At 62.8% G+C, this 23,504-nt stretch carries 22 protein-coding genes and 1 tRNA gene; 11 read left to right on the top strand and 12 right to left on the bottom strand.

The genetic code is table 11. The features are described from left to right. Positions 1-10 precede the first annotated feature (10 nt). From ABI796_RS05045 to ABI796_RS05015, 7 genes are all read right to left on the bottom strand, one after another. Positions 11-1,624, bottom strand: coding sequence for a hypothetical protein (locus tag ABI796_RS05045; RefSeq protein ID WP_141286644.1), 1,614 nt, complete (start codon positions 1,622-1,624; stop codon positions 11-13). Continuing rightward, entirely contained in the window at positions 1,617-2,564 is a 948-nt protein-coding gene (locus tag ABI796_RS05040; protein ID WP_170224989.1) for a septum formation family protein, read from the bottom strand. The genes ABI796_RS05045 and ABI796_RS05040 overlap by 8 nt, the downstream gene beginning before the upstream one ends. Next, on the bottom strand, positions 2,554-3,144 hold the full coding sequence (gene xrtS / locus ABI796_RS05035) for an exosortase S (protein ID WP_141286648.1): 591 nt from the start codon (positions 3,142-3,144) through the stop codon (positions 2,554-2,556). The genes ABI796_RS05040 and xrtS overlap by 11 nt, the downstream gene beginning before the upstream one ends. 5 nt (positions 3,145-3,149) lie before the next feature. After that, positions 3,150-4,511 carry a glycosyltransferase family 2 protein gene (locus tag ABI796_RS05030; protein ID WP_141286650.1) on the bottom strand — a complete coding sequence of 454 codons (1,362 nt, stop codon included), beginning with the start codon at positions 4,509-4,511 and terminating at the stop codon, positions 3,150-3,152. A gap of 90 nt (positions 4,512-4,601) precedes the next feature. Next, positions 4,602-4,784: a peptidase gene (locus ABI796_RS05025; protein ID WP_141286652.1), complete on the bottom strand. Its 183-nt coding sequence runs from the start codon at positions 4,782-4,784 to the stop codon at positions 4,602-4,604. A gap of 42 nt (positions 4,785-4,826) precedes the next feature. Next, positions 4,827-6,116 (bottom strand): choice-of-anchor G family protein, encoded by a 1,290-nt coding sequence (locus tag ABI796_RS05020; protein WP_170224990.1) that lies wholly within the window; start codon positions 6,114-6,116, stop codon positions 4,827-4,829. Between the two features lie 170 nt (positions 6,117-6,286). Then, positions 6,287-7,132 (bottom strand): inositol monophosphatase family protein, encoded by an 846-nt coding sequence (locus tag ABI796_RS05015; protein ID WP_141286656.1) that lies wholly within the window; start codon positions 7,130-7,132, stop codon positions 6,287-6,289. A gap of 33 nt (positions 7,133-7,165) precedes the next feature. Here ABI796_RS05015 and ABI796_RS05010 point away from each other — a divergent pair, with 33 nt between their 5' ends. Next, positions 7,166-7,792, top strand: a complete 627-nt coding sequence (locus ABI796_RS05010) for a hypothetical protein (RefSeq protein WP_141286658.1) — start codon at positions 7,166-7,168, stop codon at positions 7,790-7,792. Positions 7,793-7,880: 88 nt separating this feature from the next. Here the strand turns inward: ABI796_RS05010 and ABI796_RS05005 are convergent, their stop codons facing one another. After that, positions 7,881-8,666 carry a DUF998 domain-containing protein gene (locus ABI796_RS05005; RefSeq protein ID WP_141286660.1) on the bottom strand — a complete coding sequence of 262 codons (786 nt, stop codon included), beginning with the start codon at positions 8,664-8,666 and terminating at the stop codon, positions 7,881-7,883. Positions 8,667-8,774: 108 nt separating this feature from the next. Here ABI796_RS05005 and ABI796_RS05000 point away from each other — a divergent pair. The 3 genes from ABI796_RS05000 to ABI796_RS04990 all read left to right on the top strand — a co-directional run bounded on the left by ABI796_RS05000 (position 8,775) and on the right by ABI796_RS04990 (position 9,717). Then, positions 8,775-8,847 (top strand) — tRNA-Arg (locus ABI796_RS05000). A gap of 1 nt (position 8,848) precedes the next feature. After that, a complete protein-coding gene (locus tag ABI796_RS04995; protein ID WP_141286662.1) occupies positions 8,849-9,307 on the top strand; it encodes a DUF6314 family protein in 459 nt (152 codons plus the stop codon). Continuing rightward, on the top strand, positions 9,304-9,717 hold the full coding sequence (locus tag ABI796_RS04990; RefSeq protein ID WP_141286664.1) for an NUDIX domain-containing protein: 414 nt from the start codon (positions 9,304-9,306) through the stop codon (positions 9,715-9,717). Before ABI796_RS04995 ends, ABI796_RS04990 begins: the two co-directional genes overlap by 4 nt. 28 nt (positions 9,718-9,745) lie before the next feature. On the opposite strand, the gene ABI796_RS04985 is transcribed toward ABI796_RS04990, so the two are convergent. Further along, a complete protein-coding gene (locus ABI796_RS04985; protein WP_303409118.1) occupies positions 9,746-11,659 on the bottom strand; it encodes an ABC transporter ATP-binding protein in 1,914 nt (637 codons plus the stop codon). Positions 11,660-11,661: 2 nt separating this feature from the next. After that, on the bottom strand, positions 11,662-13,323 hold the full coding sequence (locus tag ABI796_RS04980; RefSeq protein WP_141285816.1) for an ABC-F family ATP-binding cassette domain-containing protein: 1,662 nt from the start codon (positions 13,321-13,323) through the stop codon (positions 11,662-11,664). A 199-nt stretch (positions 13,324-13,522) separates the two neighbouring features. Here ABI796_RS04980 and ABI796_RS04975 point away from each other — a divergent pair, with 199 nt between their 5' ends. The 7 genes from ABI796_RS04975 (at position 13,523) to ABI796_RS04945 (ending at position 19,418) form a co-directional block, all read left to right on the top strand. After that, entirely contained in the window at positions 13,523-14,245 is a 723-nt protein-coding gene (locus ABI796_RS04975) for a hypothetical protein (RefSeq protein WP_141285818.1), read from the top strand. Beyond that, positions 14,242-14,949: a hypothetical protein gene (locus ABI796_RS04970; protein ID WP_141285820.1), complete on the top strand. Its 708-nt coding sequence runs from the start codon at positions 14,242-14,244 to the stop codon at positions 14,947-14,949. Before ABI796_RS04975 ends, ABI796_RS04970 begins: the two co-directional genes overlap by 4 nt. A 228-nt stretch (positions 14,950-15,177) precedes the next feature. After that, on the top strand, positions 15,178-15,993 hold the full coding sequence (locus ABI796_RS04965; RefSeq protein ID WP_141285822.1) for an amino acid ABC transporter substrate-binding protein: 816 nt from the start codon (positions 15,178-15,180) through the stop codon (positions 15,991-15,993). Further along, complete coding sequence (locus ABI796_RS04960) at positions 15,994-16,653, top strand: amino acid ABC transporter permease (RefSeq protein ID WP_141285824.1); 660 nt, start codon at positions 15,994-15,996, stop codon at positions 16,651-16,653. Continuing rightward, positions 16,640-17,446: an amino acid ABC transporter ATP-binding protein gene (locus ABI796_RS04955; protein ID WP_141285825.1), complete on the top strand. Its 807-nt coding sequence runs from the start codon at positions 16,640-16,642 to the stop codon at positions 17,444-17,446. Before ABI796_RS04960 ends, ABI796_RS04955 begins: the two co-directional genes overlap by 14 nt. Before the next feature lie 50 nt (positions 17,447-17,496). Continuing rightward, positions 17,497-18,408: a hypothetical protein gene (locus tag ABI796_RS04950; protein WP_141285827.1), complete on the top strand. Its 912-nt coding sequence runs from the start codon at positions 17,497-17,499 to the stop codon at positions 18,406-18,408. Positions 18,409-18,410: 2 nt separating this feature from the next. After that, complete coding sequence (locus ABI796_RS04945; protein ID WP_141285829.1) at positions 18,411-19,418, top strand: hypothetical protein; 1,008 nt, start codon at positions 18,411-18,413, stop codon at positions 19,416-19,418. Between the two features lie 18 nt (positions 19,419-19,436). On the opposite strand, the gene ABI796_RS04940 is transcribed toward ABI796_RS04945, so the two are convergent. Further along, positions 19,437-22,466 (bottom strand): glycoside hydrolase family 38 C-terminal domain-containing protein, encoded by a 3,030-nt coding sequence (locus ABI796_RS04940; protein WP_141285831.1) that lies wholly within the window; start codon positions 22,464-22,466, stop codon positions 19,437-19,439. A 125-nt stretch (positions 22,467-22,591) separates the two neighbouring features. Then, entirely contained in the window at positions 22,592-23,503 is a 912-nt protein-coding gene (gene fdhD, locus ABI796_RS04935; protein ID WP_141285833.1) for a formate dehydrogenase accessory sulfurtransferase FdhD, read from the bottom strand. Position 23,504 lies beyond the last annotated feature (1 nt).

Genomic DNA, 23,504 nt, shown 5'->3' with positions numbered 1-23,504 from the left:
AGACGCGTGACTACCCGGACGCATGATCGCGGACCTTGGGCAGCGCCGGATTTGACGCAAGAATACTGATCAACGCCACCAGCAGGGGCACACACAAAGCCCCGAGGAACCCCGGGACGATCAGTTGCCGGTAGATTTCGGGTTGTCCGGACACCATCATGACCACCCAGAACTGCAGCCATCCTGCCAGGACCACCACCACAGCCAGGCGCCCTACTCCGGCCTTCTTACGGAAGGCAACGGCCAGCCCCAGCATGAGGGTCAGGAGTTGCAGGGCAACCAGCGCTACGGGCACGGCCTTCATTGCGGTGTACAACCCCAGCACCACCGGGAACCTGCGGTCCTTGGCGAACGGTTCCTGGCCCTGGCCTTCCATGAAGGAGCCAACGTAGCCCAGTTCGGGAGTCAACAATGCTGTGATGCCGCGCTCTCCCATGCCAATCAGGCGCTCAGGATGCGAGGCGTAGAAGCCAGCCAGTTTGGCCGGGCCAATCCTTTCCTGGAACTCGTGGAACTTCGGGTTCAAGGCCGCCGACTTAGGTGATGCCACTGTGGTGCCGCTTGAAGCGAGGAAGCCAGGGTCCAGTCCCAGCCATGCGAGGTCCTCCTCCGGAACAGGACTATGGGGCAGCAACTCGGCAAAAACAGCGTTGTACAGGTTGATCTCGGTTGTACGTTTGGGCTGCAGCGAAAGGATCCCTACCGACATGACGGCGATGGCCACCACCGCAGTAAGCGGCAGGATCCGCTTCCGCCACCAGTTCTTCTGCGGCAGGCGGCGTCCGGAGCGCCGTGACGGGCCTTCCGGCAACCAGAGGAGGGCCAGGGCCACGAGGGGCAGCCAGGACACCATCTCGGGCTTGGCAGCAATGGTGAAGATTCCGGCAACCACCACCCAGGCAACAGCAAGCCATCGGTTCCCGCGGCCATTCCAGTAGTGCAGGAGTGCCACCATCAGGCCCAGGGTTCCCAGGAAAGCGGCGGCTTCGGGGTAGGGCGAGACGAAGAAGCCGGCGAAGACGCCGTCCGCCATCACCACGGTGACCAATGCGGCAATCAGGATCCGGAAGCTGGCCCGGCCGGGGAGGACGGCAACCAGTGCAGCCATCAGCGCACCGAAGGCGAGGCAGCACACAACGCCCACGGCGCGGGTGTCCAGGCCGGGTCCCCAACCCAGGATCGGGGTGATCAGCTTTCCCAGCCACAGGAAGGCGAGCTGGGACGAGTAGAGAGCTTCACCGGAGCCCGCAGCACCGCATGCTTCACCCGCGAATTCATGCGGCACCCAGTTGGGGTAGATGAAGCGGGTGAACTCGCCGTAATCCCAGGGGCGGACGTTGCTGACTCCCAGCGAACAGAGCAGCGCGTGTCCGTCGCCTTGGTCAGCCATGCCTGCGGGGCCGGGGACGAACAGCCGAACAATCATGGCAAGGGCTGAGAGGACACCGGTGATGAGGGCAGGCAGAAGGAGGCCACCGGTCCTGAGGTCACCGGGACCGAATATCCGGGCAATGAACCTGCCCGCTCTGCGCAGCGGACCCGGGCTGGGACTTTTGCCGGTTCTTACAGGCGTGGGCTCGAATTCTTCCGCCGGTGCCGGTGTTTCGGGCTTGGTCTCAACCAATTGCTGCTCCATCGCTGGCGGCACGTGCCGGTGCCAAGGTGCCGGTCCACGGGGCCGGAACGTCTTGTTTGGGTGCTACGGCGCAGCGGATGGCCCTTGCGCCGCCGTCTACCCTGAGAACTGGCCGGACTTCTTTGTCTTCCGGCAGGACTTCGGCCTTGAGGAACTCCAGCACGAACGGCAGGCAACGCTCTTGCTGCGCGGCGAGGCTGACCAGGGAGGCGTCCTGGCCAATCCAAGCGCTGACGTCTTCTGCGGTGTGGGGTTCGGAGCAGAGGGTATCGGCGCCCTCGGCACTGAGGATCCCGTCCTTGATGTCCTGCGAATAGCAGAGGCGGATCCGTGCCGAGTCCGGACCTGCCAGCGCGTCCTTGAGGTTAAGGGTGGTTTCCTGCGGGGCCCCGTTCTTCTCGGTCAGGAGGACGTCGCAACGGACCGTACGGCTTCCAGCGGCCCATTCGGCCCGGCTGGGGTAGTAGCCGGCGATCACCATCCCGGTTGTGGCGTCCCGGGGAGCGCCGGCAAGGTATTTGCGCAGTTCATGAGCGGGGCACAGACGGCTGGTGGCATTGCGAAGCTGCTCCTGCAGGGGCCGCTCTTTCTGCTCCGCCAACGGCTGCGGGAAGGTGGTGACGAGGAACGTTTGGGTAGTGTGCGGCTCCGCGCAGTCCACCGCTGGCCGGCCGTCGCTGGGTGCCGCAAATTCCTCCGGCGTTGTGATGACGTGGCAGCTGTCCACTTCCACAGGGCTTTCCGCGGAGACTTTCGCGGCGTCCGATGCAGTTGGCCCGGCAATGCCACACCCGGTCAGGCCAAGCAGGATCGCCAGCACTGCAGCTGCGGCACCGGCACGGGCACCGGCGCGGGCACGGGCACGGGCGCGGGCACGGGCGCGGGCACGGGCACCAGGAACAAGCGGAAGCGGCAGATCAGGACGCACGCCGGCCCTTGGGACGGGAGCCGGAACGGCCCTTGCGGACGACGGCGGCACGCACCAGGACGATGATCGCGGCCACAAAGCCGAAGATCACCACGAAGGACCCGAGGAAGTGGTGCATGAGGTCAAAGCCCTGTTGGCCCCAGCTCTGCTGGGCCGCGGCGATCATGAAGTAACGGGTGGCGTTGCTGACGCTCACTATGACCAGCGCGATGATGGCGGCAGGCATCAGCCGGGATACCGGGATGCGCCCCATCAGGAACAAGACTCCTGCCAAGCCCGCGATGGGGGCCAGGAGCACTGCGCTGGAGCACAGCCCGGTGACCTGAAGGGCGAAGGGCTGACCTCCGCCTACGTTGTGAAAAATGATGTCGTCCACACTGTAGGACGCGCCACCGAGGATGCCGTCGAACACAGCTGCCATCAGCCAGGCTTCCGCTGCCCGGATCTGCTCCTGCTGCATCATTGCAGCAGCGGCTGCCGCGAGGAAGACCAGCCCGATGAGCCCACCGCCGCGTGCTTTCCTTACCGGTATGGCCCTCGGTCCTTTGGGGACCTGGACGTCGCTGATCTCGGCACTCATGGCCACTAGGCTTCCTTCGCTAGGAGTTTGACGTCTGTTTCCTGGTTCCGGCGCGTCTTGGCCCACCCTTGCCGGCCGGTGATGAGGCGGTAAGTGGCCCTCAGGACGGTGATGTAGTTCTGGTACATGTAGAGCCAGTAGCCAAGGCCCCACACCACGCCCAGCATGAAGTTCTTTTCCGGCGTGACCTGGCGCCTGTACACCAGTCCCCACAAGGCGAAGGGCAGCACGCCTGTGGCAAAGATCAAGGGAATGATGAACCAGGCGGCGCTGATCCAGGCCCCAAAGCTGCCCATGGTGAGTGCACCTTGGGCCACCATGGTGATGAACAGTGTGGGCCAAAGAATCAGGCCAACAATTTGAATGAACGGCTGGACCAGGAAGTAACTGGACTCGATCGCACCCACATTGCTGAAGTAGGGCGATTCGAAGATTCTCTTCAGGTAGACGCTGCACTGCATGCCGCCGTGGCACCAGCGGGTCCGCTGCGTCAGGAGGCGGCGGAGGTCCGGAAGTGCCTCCTGCGCTACGTGGGTGTCATGCATGTACACGGTTTTGTAGCCGCCCAGCATGATGTGGATGGCGAGTTCGTAGTCCTCCAGCAGGGCGCCGTGCCATGGCTGCCCGGACGTCTTGGCAATTGCGTCCAGTGCGGACAATCGGGTGAACTGGCCGTTGCCGCCCAGGCCCACCGTCAGGGTGTGGCGTCGCAGCGACTGCATGGCCGCGATGGTGGTGCGGAACTCCATGTCCTGCATGAGCACCAGGTAGCGCCCGAACGACTTCCTGAGGCGGGCCATGCCCGTCCCGCCCGTAAGGTTCGGGTCATCCAGGTTGGACATCCAGACGGCGGTCTGGGCAGCACCCACCTCAGCGTCGCCGAAAGCGTGGGGACCGGCTGCTTGACGGAAGGCATTGTCCGCGAGGTGACCGTCGGCGTCGACTACCAGGACGATCACTGAAGAACGGTCGACGCCGGTGGGCAGCCAGGCGTCCAACGTCCGGTATGCGGCGTTGAGGGCGTCGCCCTTGCCGGTGCGGGCCAGCGGACGGCGGCGGCGCACCAGATGGATCATGGCGTCGTGATCGGAGGCGGCTTCCACAATGCCCGCAGTGGAGTCATCGCTGTCGTCATCGACAACCCAGACGTGTGCCTGTGGGAACCGGGCGCGGAGCAGTTCCAAAGTATTGCCGATCACCACTTCCTCATCACGGCATGGGATGAACACATGCCAGGAGAAAGCGTCAGGATCGCCCTCGGGATCGGGTTTACGCCGCAGGAAGGGCACCAGAATCACCAGGATGTACGACAAAAAAACCACCAGGAGCACAAAAGCCAGCGCCTGTGCGGATTCGAGTACCGACATTTAATTCCGATGCTTGTGCAAGGCCATGAAGGCCACGGGGAAAATTGGTGTGGCGGGACGGACCCCGAAGGATCCGCCCCGCCGATGGTATTACGGGTTGGGGTCTGCTCCCCGCTTTGCCGCTTTGAGCCTGCTGTTGCGCAGGACCACAAAACCGGTGATCAGCAGGGCGACACCCACCAGGATGACCCAACCAAGGGTTGGGGCGCCGGTGACAGCCAGCGTGGTACCACCTGCAGCAGTGCCGCCGGCAGTCCAGTTATTGCCGTACATGAGGGATTCTCCTTTCGCTGATGCTTGATTCGCGCAAGGCGATCAGACAGCAGCTACTGCAGTGCGGCGGCGCGAGCGAACGAACAGCCAGCTGAGCAGTGCCAGGAGGGCCACGCCACCGGTGATGGCCATGGTGTCAGCGTTGACCAGCGGGATCGCCGCTGCATCAAGGTTGGGACCAACAGTTGCGTTGGCCAGGTTGACGGTGGCGATGGAGCCGCCGGCAATTGCCACCTGCAGGGCACGCTGGGTGAAGGCGCCCGAAGGAGCGGTTTCCTGAACGTTGACCTTGGCCGAAACCAGGGCGGTCAGTGCGGTGCTCAGAGGAGCCACAACGGTGGTTGCTACTGCACTGGTTACGCCGTTGAGCGCGGTGGTGAGCACTGCCAAGGCAGGTCCGGCTACGATCTGGGCGATCGGGCCGAGGTTGTTCACAGCTGCGGTGGCACTTGCCAGGGTGGTGCTGACCACGGAGGTGAGCTTGTTGGCAACAGCCTGCGGCAGGAAGGAAATCAGGTCCGTGCCGGCAGGCAGGGAGTTCAGGTCCGCTACACCGGCAACAGCCAGGAGGTCAGCTTCGGTGATGGCGATGGTGCCGCCTGCCACCGGGTTTTCCACCGTGACGCCCAGCGGGGTGAGGACGGCATTGGCGGTGTTGATGGCCGCGCTGATGGTACCTGCAACGCCACCAACAACGGTGCCGCCCACCTCAGCCGAAACGCCTGCAAGTGCGTAGGCGCCCTGGGGCGCTGCACCCTGGTCCTTCTTGGCTGCAGCGGCGAGGGTGGTGATCTGGAGGTTGACGTTCACCAGGTCGGCTCCGCCAAGAATGGAGGCAGTGCCTACGTTCACGCGGGCTGCCGGGATGGCGGGATCGCCGTTGCTCGGAAGGCCGCCGGGCAGGGTCACCAAGCCGGGAGCGCCGCTCACGGTACCGGAGAAGGCTTCAGAGGAGCCGTCGTTGACTGCCTTGCCGTACTGGCTGACTGCACCAACCTGGATGATGCCGTTGTTCTGCAGCAACGGGATGTTGCCGGCGCCCACGTTGACCACGCCGAAGACGGCGCTGAGGTCCAGCGGGGTGGTGTTTTCGATGACGACCGGTCCAGACGGCGGGGTGCCGATCTGCTGGGCGGTTGCTGCGCCGTTGGCAGCGAGTCCGGCGAAGTTCGGGATGGCCAGGACTGTGCCATCAATGATCTGGCCACTGCCGATCGAAATCACGTCAGTGGGTGCTGCGTTTGCAGCCGGTGCGGCCACCAGGCCAATGGCCAAAGCCGAGACGGCGGTGACGCCGACAGCGGCGGGCCACAACTTGCTCTTGCTGTTCAAGTACTTCCCCCTTGCGAACGCTGCAGGACAAGTCAGGGCTCGCCTGCAGCTGAGACCGTGGAGGCAATCGCCTCCCCGGTGCAAAATAACAAGAGGGAAGGGCCCAACCTTGCGGAGGTACCCGAAGGGGTTAACCGCCCCGTTTCAGGGCCTCAACAGCCCGAACAGAACTAGGCAAATTGGGGAACAGAGGTGAGGGCGGCGCTCAACTCGCGTACCGCCGTCGGGCCTCCTGCTACGAACCAGTTCAGCCCGTTGACCTGCACGACGGCGGTGTCCCCACCGGCAGCGCGGACGATCGCCTTGCCGGGAAGCCAGTCCCATTCCGGGCAGCTGTGCTGGAACCAGCAGCCCAGTTCACCGTCAGCCACCCGGCCGAGGTCGCAGGAGCCTGAGCCGAACATGCGCAGGGACGCCGCGGACACTGCAGCCGCGTGCCAGGGCATGGCAGCGCGGGGGTCCGCAAGCCACGTGGGATGGATATAGGTAGCTGCCGAGATCTGGTTGACGGGGAGGTCGCCGAAGCCGGAGATCGGTTGGTTGTTCAGGGTGGATGGGCGGTCCTGGCCGCCCAGCCAGAGCTTGTCCAGTTCGGGCTGGTAGATGGCCCCGAGCAGCACCTCCGGATCAGCGATCGGCTTCCCGCCGTGATCGGCATCATCGCGTTTGAGGGCGATGGCCGAGCACCAGTACGTGGAGCCGTGCAGGAAGTTATAGGTGCCGTCAACGGGGTCGATCACCCACGTGCGGCCGCTTGTCCCGGCAACGGAGGCTCCTTCCTCGCCGAGGATGCCATCCTCGGGCCGGCAGCGCCGCAGCTGTTCAAGGACGTAAGCTTCGGCTGCGTGATCGGCAGCAGTAACGACGTCGGACACTGACGTTTTACGTTCGCCCTGCAGTCCGCCCATCCGCATGAGCAGCGCCAACTGGCCTGCCTCACGGACCAGTGCACTGGCCAGTTGGTAGTCATTGAGTGTTGGATCGAGTTCAGTTGCTGTGTGCCTGCCGGTGGTCATGGATCCAGCTTATGTGGCGGGATAATGAATGACATGGCCAAGACACCCGCCCAGCGCATCAAGAAGCACGGAGCAAAGGCAGTGGTTCCCGATCACTCACTGCCTCCCGTGATCAACACCACCACACAGCGCACCCCGCAAAAGGCGCAGAGCAACTCCAAACTCATTGTGATCGCGGGCGTGGTGGCCAGCTTGTTCCTGTTCTGGTACCTGCACCTGCTCACCTTGAACCAGATGACGCAGCTCTCCGGCGGCTTGGCCATGCCCGATTCTCTGATCGGCGGTTTCTCGCAGGACTACATCGTCCAGCTGCGCGATGCCATGGACGAATCGGCCCGGGGTCAGCTCAATTACGTGCACAAGACTGCAGGCACACTGTTTCCGCTGATTTTCGGCTTCAGCTGGCTGCTGCTGATCGGCACCAACGTGGCGCGAAAGTCGTGGCGTTGGGCATTGTGGGCCGCTCCCCTGCTGTTCGTGGTGGCGCACCTTTGGTCCAATGTGGCCATTGATTCGGTGCTGGCGGCTGAAGCGCCCGACGCCGGTTCGGTTGCCGTCGCTTCGGTTGTCACCGTTGCGTCCTGGGTACTTTTCCTGGTCAGTCTCCTGTGCGGCGTGCTGGCAGTGTTCCTGGGCAAGAAGAACCCCACGCCTGTCTGACCGTCCACACATTCCCCATCGCCGCACCCCTACGCGCCCGGCGCACCAGTGGTTACGGGCGCGGATGGCGGCTACGGGTGCGGGAAACTCACACGCTCCGGTGGCTCCGCCGCTCCGTGTGGACACGTTGGGCAATCACCAGGCCGGCCGTTGCCAGGCCTATGGTCACCGGGTATCCCATGAACCGCTCCAGCAATCCCGGTAGTGGCACCTCCATCCCCGTGATGGCGCCGATCACCAGGGCACCGATGCAGGTGAGTCCGCACGCGGCGAGGAACCAGCTCACAGGGGTTTGCCGCCACCACAGGATTCCCAGTAAGAGCAGGGCAAAGCCACCGGCGATGAAGAACATCAGTGCGCCCGCAAAGTGCCAGGGAGAGCCCAGGTCTTCGGGTACCAGGCCCACAATCACCGTTCCCAGCCCGGCAACGCCGGTGAGGATCCGGATGGTGACAGCCAGTATCCACGGCACGGTCAATACGCGAGTCTGAGCGGATCCTCCGGCCACAGCCCGAAAACGCCGGGCTTGCACACCGGGCCGCGCCGCAACGCTCAACAGCCCCGCCGTCAGGAACAGCGCACCGAGAACCAGGGCCAGGCCCTGTACCACGAACGAGGCATTCATCAGCAGATGCAACGGCGAACAGACTGCCCTGTCCTCGTAGATGCCGCACGAGACCGCGCCGAGGTCGCTGATGAATCCGGTGGCCCTGCTGTAGGGCTCCGGACCTGCCCAGGCCTGAATTACCGCGGCCTCGGCCACGAAGTATTGGACCACGCTCAGTTGCGCCCACCCGCCGATGTTCGCCCTGATGCTGCGGGTATCCGGAAGGAAGGATCCAGCTGTTGCCGGTTCAGTCACGTGCCCTTTCATGAACGTCAGCCTAGCGGTGTTCGGGCAGCGCCCCGGCAGCTTGTATGCTTGTAGTCGTGTCCGGGCCCTTGAGCTCCAGCAGTGGGATTTAGAGCCATGGACACACAGGCCCTCGTAGCTCAGTGGATAGAGCACGGCTCTCCTAAAGCCGGTGTCGTTGGTTCGATTCCAATCGAGGGCACTTGAACCACCAGCAGCCCACCCAGGATTTGCAGGCCTACCTGGCCGGCAGCTGGAGCCTGGAGCGGACCCTGACGGACCGGACGTCCGGCACCAACGGAACCTTCACCGGCGTCGTGCGTTACACCGCCAGCCCCGACGGCGGCCTGGACTACCGCGAAGACGGAACCATGCACTGGCCCACCCACACGGGGCGGGCATTCCGCGAGTACCTTCTGAAACCGGGTTCCACTCCGGATTCCATGGACGTGTTTTTCCCCGATGGCAGGCCGTTCCATGTAATGAGCTTCTCCGAAGAGGGCAACCAGGATAAGCACTGGTGCGATCCTGACGATTACCGCGTCAACTACATCTGCCACGGCCCGGATTCGTTCAGCTTTACGTGGGATGTCCGGGGGCCGGCGAAGAATCTGCTGCTGGAATCGCACCTTGTTCGGATTGACGCCGGGAGGCAACAATGACTGGAACCGGAACTGACCTGATCGTCGTGAGCGCCGTCTGCGTCTACAACCAGGAAGGCCATTTGCTGACCGTCCGCAAGCGTGGCACGGACAAGTTCATGCATCCGGGAGGTAAGCCGGAACCGGGTGAAACTGCTGCTGAGGCAGCTTCCCGGGAGCTTTTCGAGGAAGTGGGCATTGAAGTAGCCGCGGACCGCCTTGAGCCGTTCGGCGTGTGGCTGGCGGTGGCAGCCAACGAGGCAGCAACCACTATTGAAGCAACCGTCTTCACCGCCCCCGGAACGTGGGAGGCGCACCCTTCGGCAGAGATCGCGGAGATCCGCTGGCTGGATCTGGATGCCCCGCTTCCCGCAGACCTGGCGCCGCTCCTGACGGACCACGTCATCCCGCTGCTGACGCCGCCCAAGTAGGTGGTGGCCCAAGTAGTCAGCAGCTGGGTTACAGCTCCGGGACGGCTTCCTGTGCCACAGCCGTAGCTTCAGCGAACTGGGTTTGATAGAGCTCCGCGTAGCGACCATCGGCAGCAAGCAGCTCGGTGTGCGTGCCACGCTCCACAATCCTGCCGTCTTCAACCACCAAAATGGCGTCCGCGGCACGGATGGTGGACAGGCGGTGCGCAATCACGACGGCGGTACGCCCCTCGAGCGCCTCGCCCAAGGCGGCCTGGACGGCGGCTTCGTTGGTGGAGTCCAAAGCAGCAGTGGCTTCGTCGAGGATTACAACGCGGGGCTGCTTGATCAGGAGCCGGGCAATGGTGAGCCGTTGGCGTTCACCACCGGAAAGCCTGTAGCCACGCTCCCCCACCACGGTTTCCAGGCCATCAGGCAGGGACCGGATCATGGGCTCCAACCGTGCGCGTCGCAGCACCTCCCACATGTCCTCCTCGGTGGCATCGGGCCGGGCGAGGCGAAGGTTGGAAGCGATGGTTTCGTGGAAGAGATGCCCATCCTGGGTCACCATGCCCATGGTCTCGCGCAGGGAGTCGAAACTCAGATCACGGACGTCCACCCCTGTTCCGGGCTTTTGCCCGCCCAGACGCACGGCGCCGGAGTCGACGTCGTACAGGCGCGACAGCAACTGGGCCACCGTGGACTTGCCGGCGCCGGATGAACCCACCAGGGCCACCGTCTGCCCGGGTTCAACCCTGAAGCTGACCCCGTGGAGCACTTCCTCCCCGCCGCGGGTGTCCAAAGTGGCAACGTCCTCAAGGGAGGCGAGCGAAACTTTCTCAGCCGAAGGGTAGGAGAAGCGGACGTCGTCGAATTCCACGGCAACCGGGCCGTCCGGAACTTCCACAGCATCCGGCTTCTGGGTGATCAGCGGCTTAAGGTCAAGGATTTCAAAGACCCTCTCAAAGCTGACCAACGCACTCATGATTTCCACACGCGCATTCGAAAGCGCCGTCAACGGGGCGTAAAGCCGTGTCAGCAGGAGCGCCAGAACCACTACGTCTCCAGGGGCGAGCTGCCCACCGATTGCCAGCCAACCACCCAGACCATACACCAAGGCCAAAGCGAGCGCCGACACCAGAGTCAGCGCCGTGACGAACGTGAACTGCAGCATGGCGGTGCGGATCCCGATGTCGCGGACCCTGCCGGCGCGTTCGGCGAACTCCCGCGATTCCTCATCCGGCCGGCCGAACAACTTCACCAGCGTGGCTCCCGGGGCGGAGAAGCGCTCCGTCATTTGGGTGCCCATGGCTGCGTTGTGCGCAGCGGCTTCGCGGCGGAGGTCCGCCAGCTTGGAGCCCATACGCCGGGCGGGGATGAGGAAGATGGGAAGCAGCACCATGGCCAGCACAGTCACCAGCCAGGACGTATTGAGCATCACTGCAAGCGTCAGGACCAAGGCCACCACATTGCTGACCACCCCGGACAGCGTGCCCGCAAAAGCAGACTGCGCCCCGATCACGTCATTGTTCAGGCGGCTGACCAACGCACCGGTCCGTGTCCGGGTGAAGAACGCGATGGGCATGCGCTGCACGTGATCGAACACCCGGGTGCGAAGGTCAACAATGACGCCCTCGCCAATGATGGAGGACAACCACCGGGTCACCAGCCCCACACCGGCTTCACCCACTGCGACGATCGCAATCAGGACCGCCAACCAGATCACTGTTCCCACGCCTGCGTTGGCGATGATGGCATCCACCACCTGGCCAGCCAGCACAGGAGTGGCCACGGCAAGGAAGGCCCCGGCGATGGAGGCAATCACAAAAGCGATGAGCTTGCCCTTGTGCGGCGCAGCAAAGGCCATGACCCTTTTCAGGGTTTCCTTGGAGAACGGCTTGGAGCCGCTCTTGGCAGTGGTGATGTTGTACAGCGAGCTCCAGGCCACGCGGTCCATGCTCATGGTTACTTCTCCTGGCTTGGGGTGTGATGAAGTTCCTGCACTTGGCCGTTTTCCAAGTGCCAACGCGAATCGAGCCGGACGTTTTCCAACAATCGCCGGTCATGGGTGACCAACAGGAGTGCGCCCTCGTAGCTTTCCAGCGCCTCCTCCAGTTGCTCAATGGCCGGCAAATCCAAATGGTTGGTGGGCTCATCCAGGACCAACAGGTTCACGCCACGGGCCTGAAGCAAGGCAAGCGCTGCACGGGTCCGCTCCCCCGGTGACAGGGAATCCACGGTGCGGGAGGTGTGATCGGCCTTCAGGCCGAACTTGGCCAGCAGAGTGCGGACGTCCGCGCTGTTCCAGTCCACCAGCACAGCTTCAACGGCGTCACCGAGCGGCCGCCCGCCGTCGAGCAGGCCACGCGCCTGGTCAATTTCGCCAACGGCCACGGAGGCACCCATGGAGGCGTCGCCGTCGTCAGGTTTTTGGGTCCCCAACAACAGGCGCAAAAGCGTGGACTTCCCGGCACCGTTCGGCCCTGTGATGCCTATGCGCTCGCCGCCGTTGAGTTGGAGATTCACCGGCCCCAGCGTGAAGTCACCCTGACGGGCGACGACGTTGCGCAAGGTGGCGACGACGGCACTGGAGCGGGGTGCCTGGCCGATGCTGAACTGCAACTGCCACTCCTTGCGGGGTTCCTCCACCTCAGTAAGCCGGGCGATCCTGGACTCCATCTGGCGGACTTTCTGGGCCTGCTTCTCGGACGATTCGCTGCTCGCGGCGCGGCGGATCTTGTCATTGTCCGGGTTCTTCTTCATGGCGTTCCGGACGCCCTGGGAGCTCCACTCGCGCTGGGTGCGTGCCCGCGAGACCAGATCCGCTTTGGTGTTGGCGAACTCTTCATAGCGCTCCCTGGCGTGGCGCTTGGCCACGGCGCGTTCTTCCAGGAAAGCCTCGTATCCGCCGTCGTATACGGCTACGGAGTTCTGGGCGAGGTCCAGTTCCACCACGGTGGTGACGCAACGGGCCAGGAATTCGCGGTCGTGGGACACCAGGACCACACCTCCACGCAGGCCTTGCACGAAGGCTTCGAGCCGGGCCAGCCCATCAAGGTCAAGATCATTGGTGGGTTCGTCCAGGAGGACTACGTCGAAGCGGCTGAGCAGCAGTGCGGCCAGCGCCACCCGGGCGGCTTGTCCGCCGGACAGGCCGGTCATCAGGGCATCCGCGCCCAGCTCCAGGCCGAGGTCTGCCAGCACAGCAGGCACCCGGTCCTCCAGGTCCGCTGCGCCCGACGCCATCCAGCGGTCGAAGGCCAGCGAGTACGCATCATCAGCTCCTGGAGCCCCCGAGCCGAGAGCTTCGGCCGTGGATTCCATCTCATGTGTTGCCTGGGCGCAGCCGGTTCGCCTGGCAATGTACGCCGCGATTGTTTCGCCGGCGGTGCGCTCGTGTTCCTGCGGCAACCAGCCCACAAAGGCATCCGAAGGAGCAAGGCTGACGTTCCCCGCTTGTGGCTGGTCCACTCCGGCGAGGATGCGCAGCAGCGTGGATTTACCGGCGCCGTTGGCTCCCACCACGCCCACAACATCGCCGGGCGCAACGGTCAGGGAAAGGTCCGAAAAAAGTGTCCGGTGGCCATGACCACCGGCAAGATCCTTGGCCACCAAAGTTGCAGTCATTGTCTATCCTCCACCAAGGGAACGCAGAATTTCAGGCCGCGATTCCCGCGGGCATGGAAAAACCCGCCGGTCCGGACTTGGGGGGTGTACGGACCAGCGGGTTCAGTCATTAAGCATAATTCAATGTGGCGTCAGCGTAAAATCGTTTCGTACTCCCACTTAGGTCTCCGCCTCCGCCGCCCATCCAGGAAAGTTCCACATGCCCTTACAGTCCAAGGCGTTTCAGCGCTGGCTTCATGGTGTTGCACCCGATGCCAGCACTGCTGACGTCTGCAGGATCGCGGGCATCAAGAGAACAACATTGGCCCAGCAACTGGTCCGAGGCAAGGTTGCCGAGTCCACTTTGGTGAGTATCAGCCGCGGCTTCAACATCAATCCCGTAGAAGCCCTGGCCACATTTGATCTCTACTCCGATCTCCTGGGAGACCCCGTTCCGCCGACGTCCTGCGAACTGGTCAGCCAGGTGGCCACCATCGACTTGCTGCGCGCAGTGGTGGACCGCAGCGAACCCGGAACCACTCCGGCGCCGCGCCTCTCGGAGCCACCGCACCCCACGTCGGTGCGGAACTGGGTGGACGCGATCGACGACGGCGAGTTACGCCACCGGGTCAGCCACACCACCGGGATCGCACCGCAGAATTTCTCCGCCCACCTGACGGCCAACAGGTTACCGCCGGAACTGGCCATTGCTACCTCGCGCGCTGCAGGGGTGGGACCCGCCGGAGGGTTGGTGGCAGGAGGCCTCATTACGGAGGCCGAAGCCGGTTGGGCACCCAATGCCCGGCAGGAAGCCCTGGACAGGATGTCCCAAAGTGCCTTGGCCACCCTTGCCGGCGAGCGGCTTCTGGCGTTGGGCAAAACGTTGAAGCGCCAGGAACAAGACCACGAACGAACTGAACGAATTTGGGAGAACCTCGGATGACGGCTGTCCTGCCCTGGGTCACGCTGGCGGTTTGCCTTGCCATTACCCTCGCCCGGATTCCCAGCGCACTGCGCGGTGAAAATCGTGAGGTTTTCTATATTTTCGCGCTGATCTCGCTGAGTATCTTCATCAGTATCGAAGCGCCCTACCTGGTGATTGACGGGTGGCTGGGCGGGATGAACATCGGCAATCTGATTCTCCGCTTCCTGCTCTACGGCACTTTCTACTTCATGGGCATCAAGATCGCCACAGCCTTCGGTTCAGACTCTGCTGTGCGCGCCATCAAAGGACCTCTGGGCATTGCCGCCGCGGTGCTTGTGGGTGCTTTGACCATCTACTTCTTCATCATCACGGACACCCAGGGTTCCTCCGCCGGCATGAGCGGCCTGCACTGGGGGCCATCATTGGAAGCGTACGCGTTCATGGGCCGCCTTTACCCCGGATTCGTAGCCGCGTGCCTGCTCCCAGCCATCTGGCGGACCGTAGTGAGCACCGCGCCTATCCTGTTGCGGATTGCTTCGGCGTTGCTGCTGCTCGGTTTGTCACTGCTCCTGCTGTCACAGTTGTTCCCCCTGATTCCCTTCTCAGAGGCCTGGTTGCGGGTCCTTATCAACTACTCAGCGGCCACTTTCACGGCGATCGGCCTGGCCGGAATCTGGGTCTCCAAGTCATTTGCGCGCAGAAAGCAACGAATCTCGACGTAAGACTTTCACAAAACCATTAGATCGTGGCACAATCATGAATGTGTGAACGCGGCTTGCAGCCTGACACCGGAATCAGAGAACGGGTTTCCGGTGGATGTGGCGCCCACGTGATCACAATTGGGGGGATGAGTGGTGGCGGGCTGTTGGGGACCGCCCCCACTCAGCCTTTTTAACGGCTCGTTGCACGTCACCACCAAGCCTTGCCAAGCCGGTGACTAAGATGGCTCCATGAACAGCCTTCGTACCCGCCGCTCTGTCCTCGCAGCAACCGTGGCCGCGGCCGCCCTTGCACTTTCCGCGTGCGGCGGAGGGTCCGCGCCTGCCCAGTCCGGCGGAGATACATCCCTTTCAGACGTCAAATCCAAGGGCGAACTCATCATCGCCACCGAAGGTACTTACCGCCCCTTCAGCTTCCACGCTGACGGGGCCGGCGAGCTCACCGGTTTTGACGTGGAAATTGCCCAGGCCGTTGCCGGGAAAATCGGCGTGAAGGCAACCTTCCAGGAGACCCAGTTTGACGGCATCTTCGCTGGCCTGGAATCAAAGCGCTTTGACACCATCGCCAACCAGATCTCCATCAATGACGAACGCAAGGCCAAGTACGATTTCTCCACGCCGTACACCATCTCCACCGGGGTGGTGGTTACCAAGTCGGACAACAACAGCATCAACAGCTTTGCGGATCTCAAGGGCAAAACCACCGCGCAGTCTCTGACCAGCAACTTCTACAAGATGGCCGTTGAAGCCGGTGCCAATGTCCAGGCCGTTGAGGGCTGGGCCCAGTCCGCCACGCTGGTGCAGCAGGGACGCGTGGATGCCACCGTCAATGACAAACTCACGTACTTGGACTACGCCAAGAACACTCCCGATTCCGGCCTGAAGGTTGCTGCCGAGGCACCGGAGAAGACCCAGAGCGCCATGGTGTTCCGCAAGGGTTCCACGGAGCTCACGGCCGCCGTGGACAAGGCCCTGGCCGATCTGCAGGCTGACGGCACGCTGGCTAAGATCTCGGAGAAGTACTTCGGCGCGGACGTCACCAAATAGATGAACTGGGACCTCATCTGGAGTTCCTTCGGTCCTCTGATCACCGGTGCCGTAACGGGCACCATCCCACTGACGCTTGCGTCCTTCGCCTTCGGCCTGGTGCTTGCGTTGCTGGTTGCCCTGATGCGGCTGAGCCCCAACTGGCTGCTCTCAGGCATTGGCCGCTTCTACGTCTCGGTGATCCGCGGCACTCCCCTTTTGGTGCAGCTCTTTGTGATCTTCTTTGGCCTGCCCAGCATAGGCATTCGCCTTGACCCCTGGCCCAGCGCCATCATCGCCTTCTCACTGAACGTGGGCGGTTACGCTGCCGAGATCATTCGTGCTGCCATCCTGTCCGTCCCCAAGGGCCAGTGGGAAGCCGGTCACACCATTGGCATGTCCCGGCCGCAGGCGCTGGTACGCATCATCCTTCCGCAGGCAGCACGGGTGTCCGTTCCGCCGTTGTCCAACACCTTCATTTCGTTGGTGAAAGACACCTCCCTCGCCTCGCTCATCCTGGTCACCGAACTGTTCCGCAACGCCCAGCAAATCGCGGCGTTCAGCCAGGAGTTCATGGCCCTCTACCTGCAGGCAGCCCTTGTTTACTGGGTGATTTGCCTGGTCCTTTCCACAGCCCAATCCGCCGTGGAAAAGAGATTGGACCGCTATGTCGCCCACTAACGAATCCGCAGAGCAGCCACGCGTCGCCCCGGTGCTGAAGGCCAGGAACCTGGCCAAGGCTTTCGGAAGCAACGTGGTCCTGCGGGACATTGACATTGATATCCTGCGCGGCCAGGTGGTTGCCCTGATCGGGCCATCAGGCTCCGGCAAGACTACGGTTCTGCGTTCCCTGAACGGACTGGAAATTCCCGACGCCGGCACGGTCACCTTTGGAAGCGGCGATTCCTCAAGCGGGCTTTCCATCGACTTCGGTGCCAAGGTGGGAAAGAAAGAGGTGGCTGCGCTCCGGGATCGCAGCGCCATGGTCTTCCAGCACTACAACCTGTTTCCTCACATGACGGTGCTGAAAAACATCATCGAAGGGCCCGTCCAGGTCCAAAAACGGCCGCGTGCAGAGGCCATCGCCGAGGCCGAACGCCTGTTGGAGCGAGTCGGCCTGGCGGACAAACGCGACGCCTACCCTTTTGAGCTCTCCGGTGGCCAACAGCAGCGGGTGGGAATCGTCCGGGCGTTGGCGCTCAAGCCCCAACTGCTCCTCTTTGACGAGCCCACATCGGCTCTGGACCCGGAGCTCGTGGGGGACGTCCTGGGCGTCATCAAGGAACTCGCGGAGGAGGGGTGGACCATGGTGATCGTTACCCATGAGTTGGCCTTTGCCCAGCATGTGGCTGACGAAGTAATTTTCATGGACGGCGGCGTGGTGGTCGAGCGGGGTCCTGCAGCCGAGGTGTTGCGGGCACCGCGGCAGGAGCGGACCAAGCTCTTTGTGAAGCGGCTCCAGCACGACGTCTAGGCTGCGGACAGGCTTTAATAGGGTTTGCAGGATTTAGGCAGTTCGCAAATATGGGGGATGAATCCTTGGAAGAGACGGCCAGCACGCCCGGCAGGGGTGGCTCCAAACGCACGGCAATCATTGTTGTTGTCCTCGTTGCGGCGTTGGTGGCCGTTGGGATTGGCACCTGGTTTGCCCTTTCCCGCCCGGCTGGAACAGGACGTACTGACGTTGTCCGCCTGGACAAGCACCGGGTCATGGTGGACAACTCGATGAATCTGTACGATCCCCTGGTCAAGCAGTTCACCGGACGGTACTCGAACGCCATCTCCGAAAAGGCCGGACAGCCTGAAGAGGAAAAAGTCCTCAGCCTGGACCGTGAGCGCATAGTACGTGAGTCCCAGGCAAACCGTGCCCGGCTGGAACACATGGCGGAATCGCCGGCACTGCAGGATCAAAAGCTCGCAGAATCCTTCAACCGTTTCAAGGACCAGTACGGTGCGGTGATCGCCTACAACGATCAACTGCTGGTCAACACCGCCAACATCTACCGTTCTGTGGGCGGACCCTGCGCATCCCTGCATTCATCGCTGAACGTAGCAAGCGAGTCTTACGCCCAGGACTACGTCAAGAATGCAGATGAGTGCCTGGCAGCCCTTGGCACAGCCAAGGACGGTGCCGATGCCGAGACCACTACCCTTCTCACGGAGGTAGAGTCCGTCATCCGGGGGCAGCGGGACAAGCAACAGGAAGTGCTCAACAGCAAGGAACCTTTGGAGCGCCTCAGCAAGAGCACCCTTGCCGCCGTTGCACTGTTGGATATCAATGAGGCATTCGGCAAGGCCCAAACAAATTATGAAACTGCCACCAAGGACAAATACACAAAAATCATCGAAAGCGCCAACAGCTCAAACACCGAATTCGAAGGCGTCCTTAAGACGAGCCTGGAACAGTTTGATGCAGCGTCCGGTGAGGGGAAATAGCAATGACCATTGAGCCTGTTCGCAGTAAGCGCCGTCCGGTCCTGATTGTCCTCACCATTGCCCTTGTGCTGGCTTTGATTGCCTCGGTAACAGTGATTTCCTTGACCACAACGGCCGCTCAGCAGCGCAAGGAAAGCCTGGTCCGCCTCAAGGATGAGCGACTGACGGCACTCGTTGAGGCCAGAGGTAAGATCCAGCCCGCAGTGAACACCTACCTGGCCGCTTACAAAAAGGCCCGCAATGCCCCCGCATCCCTTGAGGAGGCTGAGAAGAGCTCCGCCAAGGAGCGGGACGAGTTCCAGCAGACCATCAACTCCGCCCGCGCGGCCTTGACCGAGGTGCAGGGCGGCAACACCGCGGGCTCAGAAGAGGATACGGTCCCTGAGGCGGTTGCCCTGCTGAGCGATTCCTACCAGGCCTACCTCGAGTCCATGGAAGGACTGGTGGATTCCTATCCCCTGTTCGAAGGCCTCTTCAGGCAGGACGCCGGGTGCAGCGGACTCTTTGTGGGCTCCAAAGCAGCCAACCTCCGGGAACGCCAAACGCTCCTGGCTCAGGCAGCTGTCCCGTGCCGCGAAGCCGTTAACCAACTCAAACAATCCAAGAACGTTGCATACGTTGAGTTTGCCCGCACTCTTGATAACGAGATTGCACAGTTGGAATCACACGCAGAAACAACTGCGAAGTCCGAGGAAAACTACAACGAGTTTGTCCGGCTCAAGGATGAGTATGTCAAGAAGATTGATGAGGCTACAGCGCGGAATGCCCCCGACGCCGAATACCTCAAGCTCGCGGACGAACTCAAGGCCCTCAATACCCGGATAAAGAACAACAGGTCAGAGTTCGATTTTGCGGCCAAGCGCTACCTCAACGGCGTGAGGGACATGCCCACCCTGGTTGAAGAGGTGTTCTCAAAGAACGTCTCAGACCACATCAAACACCACGACGCCGTCATCCCCATCCGGGTCCAAGTTCTCAAGGACGCGATCGACGCAGACCTGGCGGAGTAACTCAGCGAACCACGTCTATCAGCGAATCAACCTCAGCGTGACCAGCTGGAAGGGCCTGAGCACCATCTTGACTACGGGGCCCTCCTCAACAACCACGCCCGGGGCCTCGGTGGGGCGCTCCAGAAGGTCTGTGGCCATCGCAGAAGAGCACTCAAAGTTGGCGCTCAGGGTTCCCGTTGAACGCTCCCCCAACGATTCATAGAGCCGGACAATGACGTCCCCCGAGCCATCCTCCGCCAGCTTCACCGCCTCCACCACAATGGCAGGGTTGCTCACGGCAAGCAGCGGCTCAACGGCCCGCCCGCCGGTGATGAACCTCGGCTTAAGGTTGGTGCGGTAGCCCTCTTCCACGGCGTCTGCGATCGCAGCGCCGGGCCTGATGGACAACTCCAGCGTGTGCTCACCCCGGTCTGCTTCCGGATCCGGGAACCGGGCCGAGCGCAGCAGCGAGGTGCGGACCGTCGTCGTGGTTCCGCCATCGGCACGGACCGCCCGGGTGACGTCGTGCCCATAGCTGGAGGAGTTGCTCACTGCCACGCCGTAGCCGGGTTCGGCAACGTGGATCCAGCGGTGGGCACAGATTTCGAACTTGGCAGCTTCCCAGGACGTGTTGGTGTGCGTGGGGCGGAAGACGTGGCCGAATTGGGTCTCGGATGCTGAACGGTCCGCCCTGACATCCAGCGGGAAGGCGATCTTGAGCATTTTCTCGCGCTCCTGCCAATCCACCGTGGTGCTGATCCCCAGCGACGCCGCACCTGCGTCCAGAGTCAGGCGTTGGGTAATGGTGGACGCACCCACCTTGCGTTTGACCACCACGACGGCGGCAACCGCCGAGCGTTCAACGTCCACAGCGTCCGCTTGGGTCAAGGCAGTGACGTTGCGCCGGTAAAACTCCTCGATGTCCCAGGCGTCCCACTCGTTGGGGGTGTCGCGGAAGAGTTCCAGGAGGTTTCCGGCGTGCCCTGGGGCGATTGCGTCGCGGCCACTGGCATGGTCCACCAGCGATGTCAGCAGGCCATCCTGGTTCAGGACGGCGCGAATAATGCCGTTGTCCAGAACGTAGCCGTCCTCCAGCTCGTCCACCGTGACTCCGGACTGGGGCGTCGAGGCCGGGGCCGCCCCCAGTGCGGGGACGCCGTTGCGTGGATGGGGAGCGGCGTTGAGCAGGAAGTGGTGATTGCCCTCGCCCACCAAGGCCTGAGCGGCGTGGTTGATGATGCCCTCCAGATCCCGGGCTATGGCGTCATAATTCCGCTCAGCGTCCTGGTGGACCCAGGCAATGGAGCTGCCGGGCAGGATGTCATGGAATTGCTGGAGGAGGACCAGCTGCCACAGCCGCTTGAGCTCGTCCGCAGGGTAGGTGTAGGCACTGCCCAGGCGGACGGCGGCAGTGGCGCACCACAGCTCCGCTTCGCGCAGGAGGTGTTCGCTGCGGCGGTTGCCCAGCTTGGTCTTTGCCTGGCTGGTGTACGTACCGCGGTGCATCTCCAAGTACATCTCCCCCACCCAGACCGGCAGCTTGGTGTACTCGGCTTCAGCCTTGACGAAGAAGTCCTTGGCGGTGCCCATACGGACCTTCGGTGAGCCTTCCAAATCAGCTGTTCGATGCGCAGCGGCAACCATTTCACGCGTAGGTCCGCCGCCGCCGTCGCCATAGCCGAACGGCACCAGGGACATGGTCCCGCGGCCGTGATCACGGTAATTGCGCTCCGCATGGGCCAACTCGCGTCCGTGCAGCTCCGCGTTGTATGTGTCCACCGGCGGGAAATGTGTAAACAGCCGGGTGCCGTCTATGCCTTCCCAGGCGAAGGTGTGGTGAGGCATCCGGTTGACCTTGTTCCAGGAAATCTTCTGGGTAAGGAACCACCGCGAGCCGGCTTCCTTGACGATCTGCGGGATGGCACCGGAATAGCCGAATGAATCGGGCAGCCACGCCTCCTGGCACTCGATGTCGAACTCGTTCAGGAAGAAACTCTTCCCTTCCACGAACTGGCGGGCCATGGCCTCGCCGCCAGGCATGTTGGTGTCCGATTCCACCCACATACCACCCACAGGCACAAACTGGCCGGCCTTAACCTTTTCCCTGATGCGAACAAACAGCTCGGGGAAGAACTCTTTCATCCATGCCATCTGCTGGGCCGAAGAACAGGAGAACACGAAGTCCGGGTCTTCATCCATCAACGCCACCACGTTGGAGAAGGTGCGGGCGCATTTGCGGATGGTTTCACGGACGGGCCACAACCAGGCGGAATCGATGTGCGCGTGGCCGGTAGCCAGCAGTTCATGGGCTGATGCATAGGCAGGACGGCTCAGGACCTCCACCAACTCCGCCCGGCCCGCGGCGGCCGTTCCCGCCACGTCGTCCGGGTCCATGACGTCCAGCATGCGTTCAAGGGCACGGAGGATCTCGTGGCGACGGGGCATTTCCATGGGAAGCTCGTGCATCAAACCGCTGAGGGTCCAGATGTCCTGGTTGAGTTCCCACACGGTCTCGTTCAGTTCAGCAATGGCAATGCGGCCAAATTTGTAGCGGGGTTCATCGCCTGAGGTGGCCTTGTCCCCCAGCGGCGTAGGGGCGAAGGACCACCCCTGCGCCACGTCCGGATTTGCTGCGGCCTCAACGTAGAAGTCCACGGAATGGCCGCCGCCCAAAAGCTTCAGGGGGACGTGGTAGTTCCGGGGCGAAATTGCCTTGATGATGCTTCCATCGGAGCGCCAGGCCGTGCCCTCGCACTGGAAGCCGGGGACATCGCTGTTGAAGCCAAGGTCAACAATGATCTCCACTGTTGTGGACTCGGTCATTCCCCAGTCCTGCGGCACCTCGCCTTGGAGGCGCAGCCACTTGGTGCTCCACGCCTTGCCCCACGCAGCGCCCGGCTCCTGGGGCGCAAACACCTGGCGAAGCGCTTCGGCGGCCGGCACAGGTTCGCCCGGGGCGTCCCAACTGCTCAGCTGAAGCGGGATCGCCCTACCGTAAATAGCCGGAAGAATACGTTCCCGAACAAAGCGATCGAGACGTTGTTCAGTGATCCGGCGGTCGTCGTGCAATGAGTTCCCCTTTGGGCGTTCGCTGGTGGGAAGGCTCGTTTCCGTAACCCGAGCGTGCCGGGTGCGGACGGCGATTCGGGGTCGCCGCGCTTCCAATCGATGGATAAAATCTACGTTGTTCCAGCTTAATAGCCAAGTGACTGCTGGCTATCACCCACAGGCTGCGGCTCCGGGTCGGTGACCTCGGCAACAACCCTGTCCCGTCCTGCATACACATTCAGGCTGTGTCCACGGCTGAAACCGGCCAAGGTGATTCCTGTTTCCTCCGCCAAGTCCGCCGCCAGACTGGATGGCGCGCTCACAGCCGTCAGCACCGGAATGCCCGCCATGGCTGCTTTCTGGACCAGCTCGAACGAGGCCCTGCCGGATACCTGAAGCACCGTACCCCTCAGCGGGAGCATGCCCGCCCGCAAGGCCCAGCCCACTACCTTGTCCACGGCGTTGTGCCTGCCCACGTCTTCCCGGAGGCACAGCAGCTCTGTAGTGCCGTCGTCGTGAATCCTGAAAAGTCCGGCAGCGTGTACGCCGCCCGTCTTGTCAAAGACCGCCTGTGCCTCGCGCAGGCGGTCCGGCAGGGCGGCCAAGGCCCGGACCGGCACCGTGAGGTTGTCCTCGCGTGGACTGTGATGGGAGGACTTGCGGACAGCTTCGATCGAGTCCGTGCCGCAGATTCCACAGGAGCTGGAAGTGTAGACGTTGCGGCCGGTATCGGGCCGCTCCACGTCAGGGCGGAGCTGTGCATCCACCACATTGAACGTCTGCACCCCGTTTTCGTCCTCCCCGGAGCAGAAACGCTCCGAGACCAGCTGGCCCGGCTCCCAAATGATCCCTTCGGACACCAGGAATCCAGCCACGAGGTCGAAGTCATCCCCGGGGGTCCGCATGGTCACGGAGAAGGACATCTCCCCCAAACGGATCTCCAGCGGCTCCTCCACGGCCAGGACGTCTTCCTTGAACCGGACAGGATGCTCCAAGGCCTGGGGTGAGCCGTCCAAAACAAACTTGTGCACCTTGCGGCGCTGGGTTACGCGTCCCATA

This window comes from Paenarthrobacter aurescens (genome assembly GCF_041549525.1).
Taxonomy (GTDB): domain Bacteria; phylum Actinomycetota; class Actinomycetes; order Actinomycetales; family Micrococcaceae; genus Arthrobacter; species Arthrobacter aurescens.
Note: the sequence above shows the minus strand (reverse complement) of the source record. Positions and strands in the feature narration are given on the sequence as shown.

Bases quoted from the DNA above. Each gene is read 5' to 3' on its own strand.
- xrtS (WP_141286648.1), bottom strand. From the start codon at position 3,144: ATGAGTGCCGAGATCAGCGACGTCCAGGTCCCCAAAGGACCGAGGGCC.
- ABI796_RS05030 (WP_141286650.1), bottom strand. From the start codon at position 4,511: ATGTCGGTACTCGAATCCGCACAGGCGCTGGCTTTTGTGCTCCTGGTG.
- ABI796_RS05025 (WP_141286652.1), bottom strand. From the start codon at position 4,784: ATGTACGGCAATAACTGGACTGCCGGCGGCACTGCTGCAGGTGGTACC.
- ABI796_RS05015 (WP_141286656.1), bottom strand. From the start codon at position 7,132: ATGACCACCGGCAGGCACACAGCAACTGAACTCGATCCAACACTCAAT.
- ABI796_RS05010 (WP_141286658.1), top strand. From the start codon at position 7,166: ATGGCCAAGACACCCGCCCAGCGCATCAAGAAGCACGGAGCAAAGGCA.
- ABI796_RS05005 (WP_141286660.1), bottom strand. From the start codon at position 8,666: ATGAAAGGGCACGTGACTGAACCGGCAACAGCTGGATCCTTCCTTCCG.
- ABI796_RS04990 (WP_141286664.1), top strand. From the start codon at position 9,304: ATGACTGGAACCGGAACTGACCTGATCGTCGTGAGCGCCGTCTGCGTC.
- ABI796_RS04985 (WP_303409118.1), bottom strand. From the start codon at position 11,659: ATGAGCATGGACCGCGTGGCCTGGAGCTCGCTGTACAACATCACCACT.
- ABI796_RS04980 (WP_141285816.1), bottom strand. From the start codon at position 13,323: ATGACTGCAACTTTGGTGGCCAAGGATCTTGCCGGTGGTCATGGCCAC.
- ABI796_RS04975 (WP_141285818.1), top strand. From the start codon at position 13,523: ATGCCCTTACAGTCCAAGGCGTTTCAGCGCTGGCTTCATGGTGTTGCA.
- ABI796_RS04970 (WP_141285820.1), top strand. From the start codon at position 14,242: ATGACGGCTGTCCTGCCCTGGGTCACGCTGGCGGTTTGCCTTGCCATT.
- ABI796_RS04965 (WP_141285822.1), top strand. From the start codon at position 15,178: ATGAACAGCCTTCGTACCCGCCGCTCTGTCCTCGCAGCAACCGTGGCC.
- ABI796_RS04960 (WP_141285824.1), top strand. From the start codon at position 15,994: ATGAACTGGGACCTCATCTGGAGTTCCTTCGGTCCTCTGATCACCGGT.
- ABI796_RS04955 (WP_141285825.1), top strand. From the start codon at position 16,640: ATGTCGCCCACTAACGAATCCGCAGAGCAGCCACGCGTCGCCCCGGTG.
- ABI796_RS04950 (WP_141285827.1), top strand. From the start codon at position 17,497: ATGGGGGATGAATCCTTGGAAGAGACGGCCAGCACGCCCGGCAGGGGT.
- ABI796_RS04945 (WP_141285829.1), top strand. From the start codon at position 18,411: ATGACCATTGAGCCTGTTCGCAGTAAGCGCCGTCCGGTCCTGATTGTC.
- fdhD (WP_141285833.1), bottom strand. From the start codon at position 23,503: ATGGGACGCGTAACCCAGCGCCGCAAGGTGCACAAGTTTGTTTTGGAC.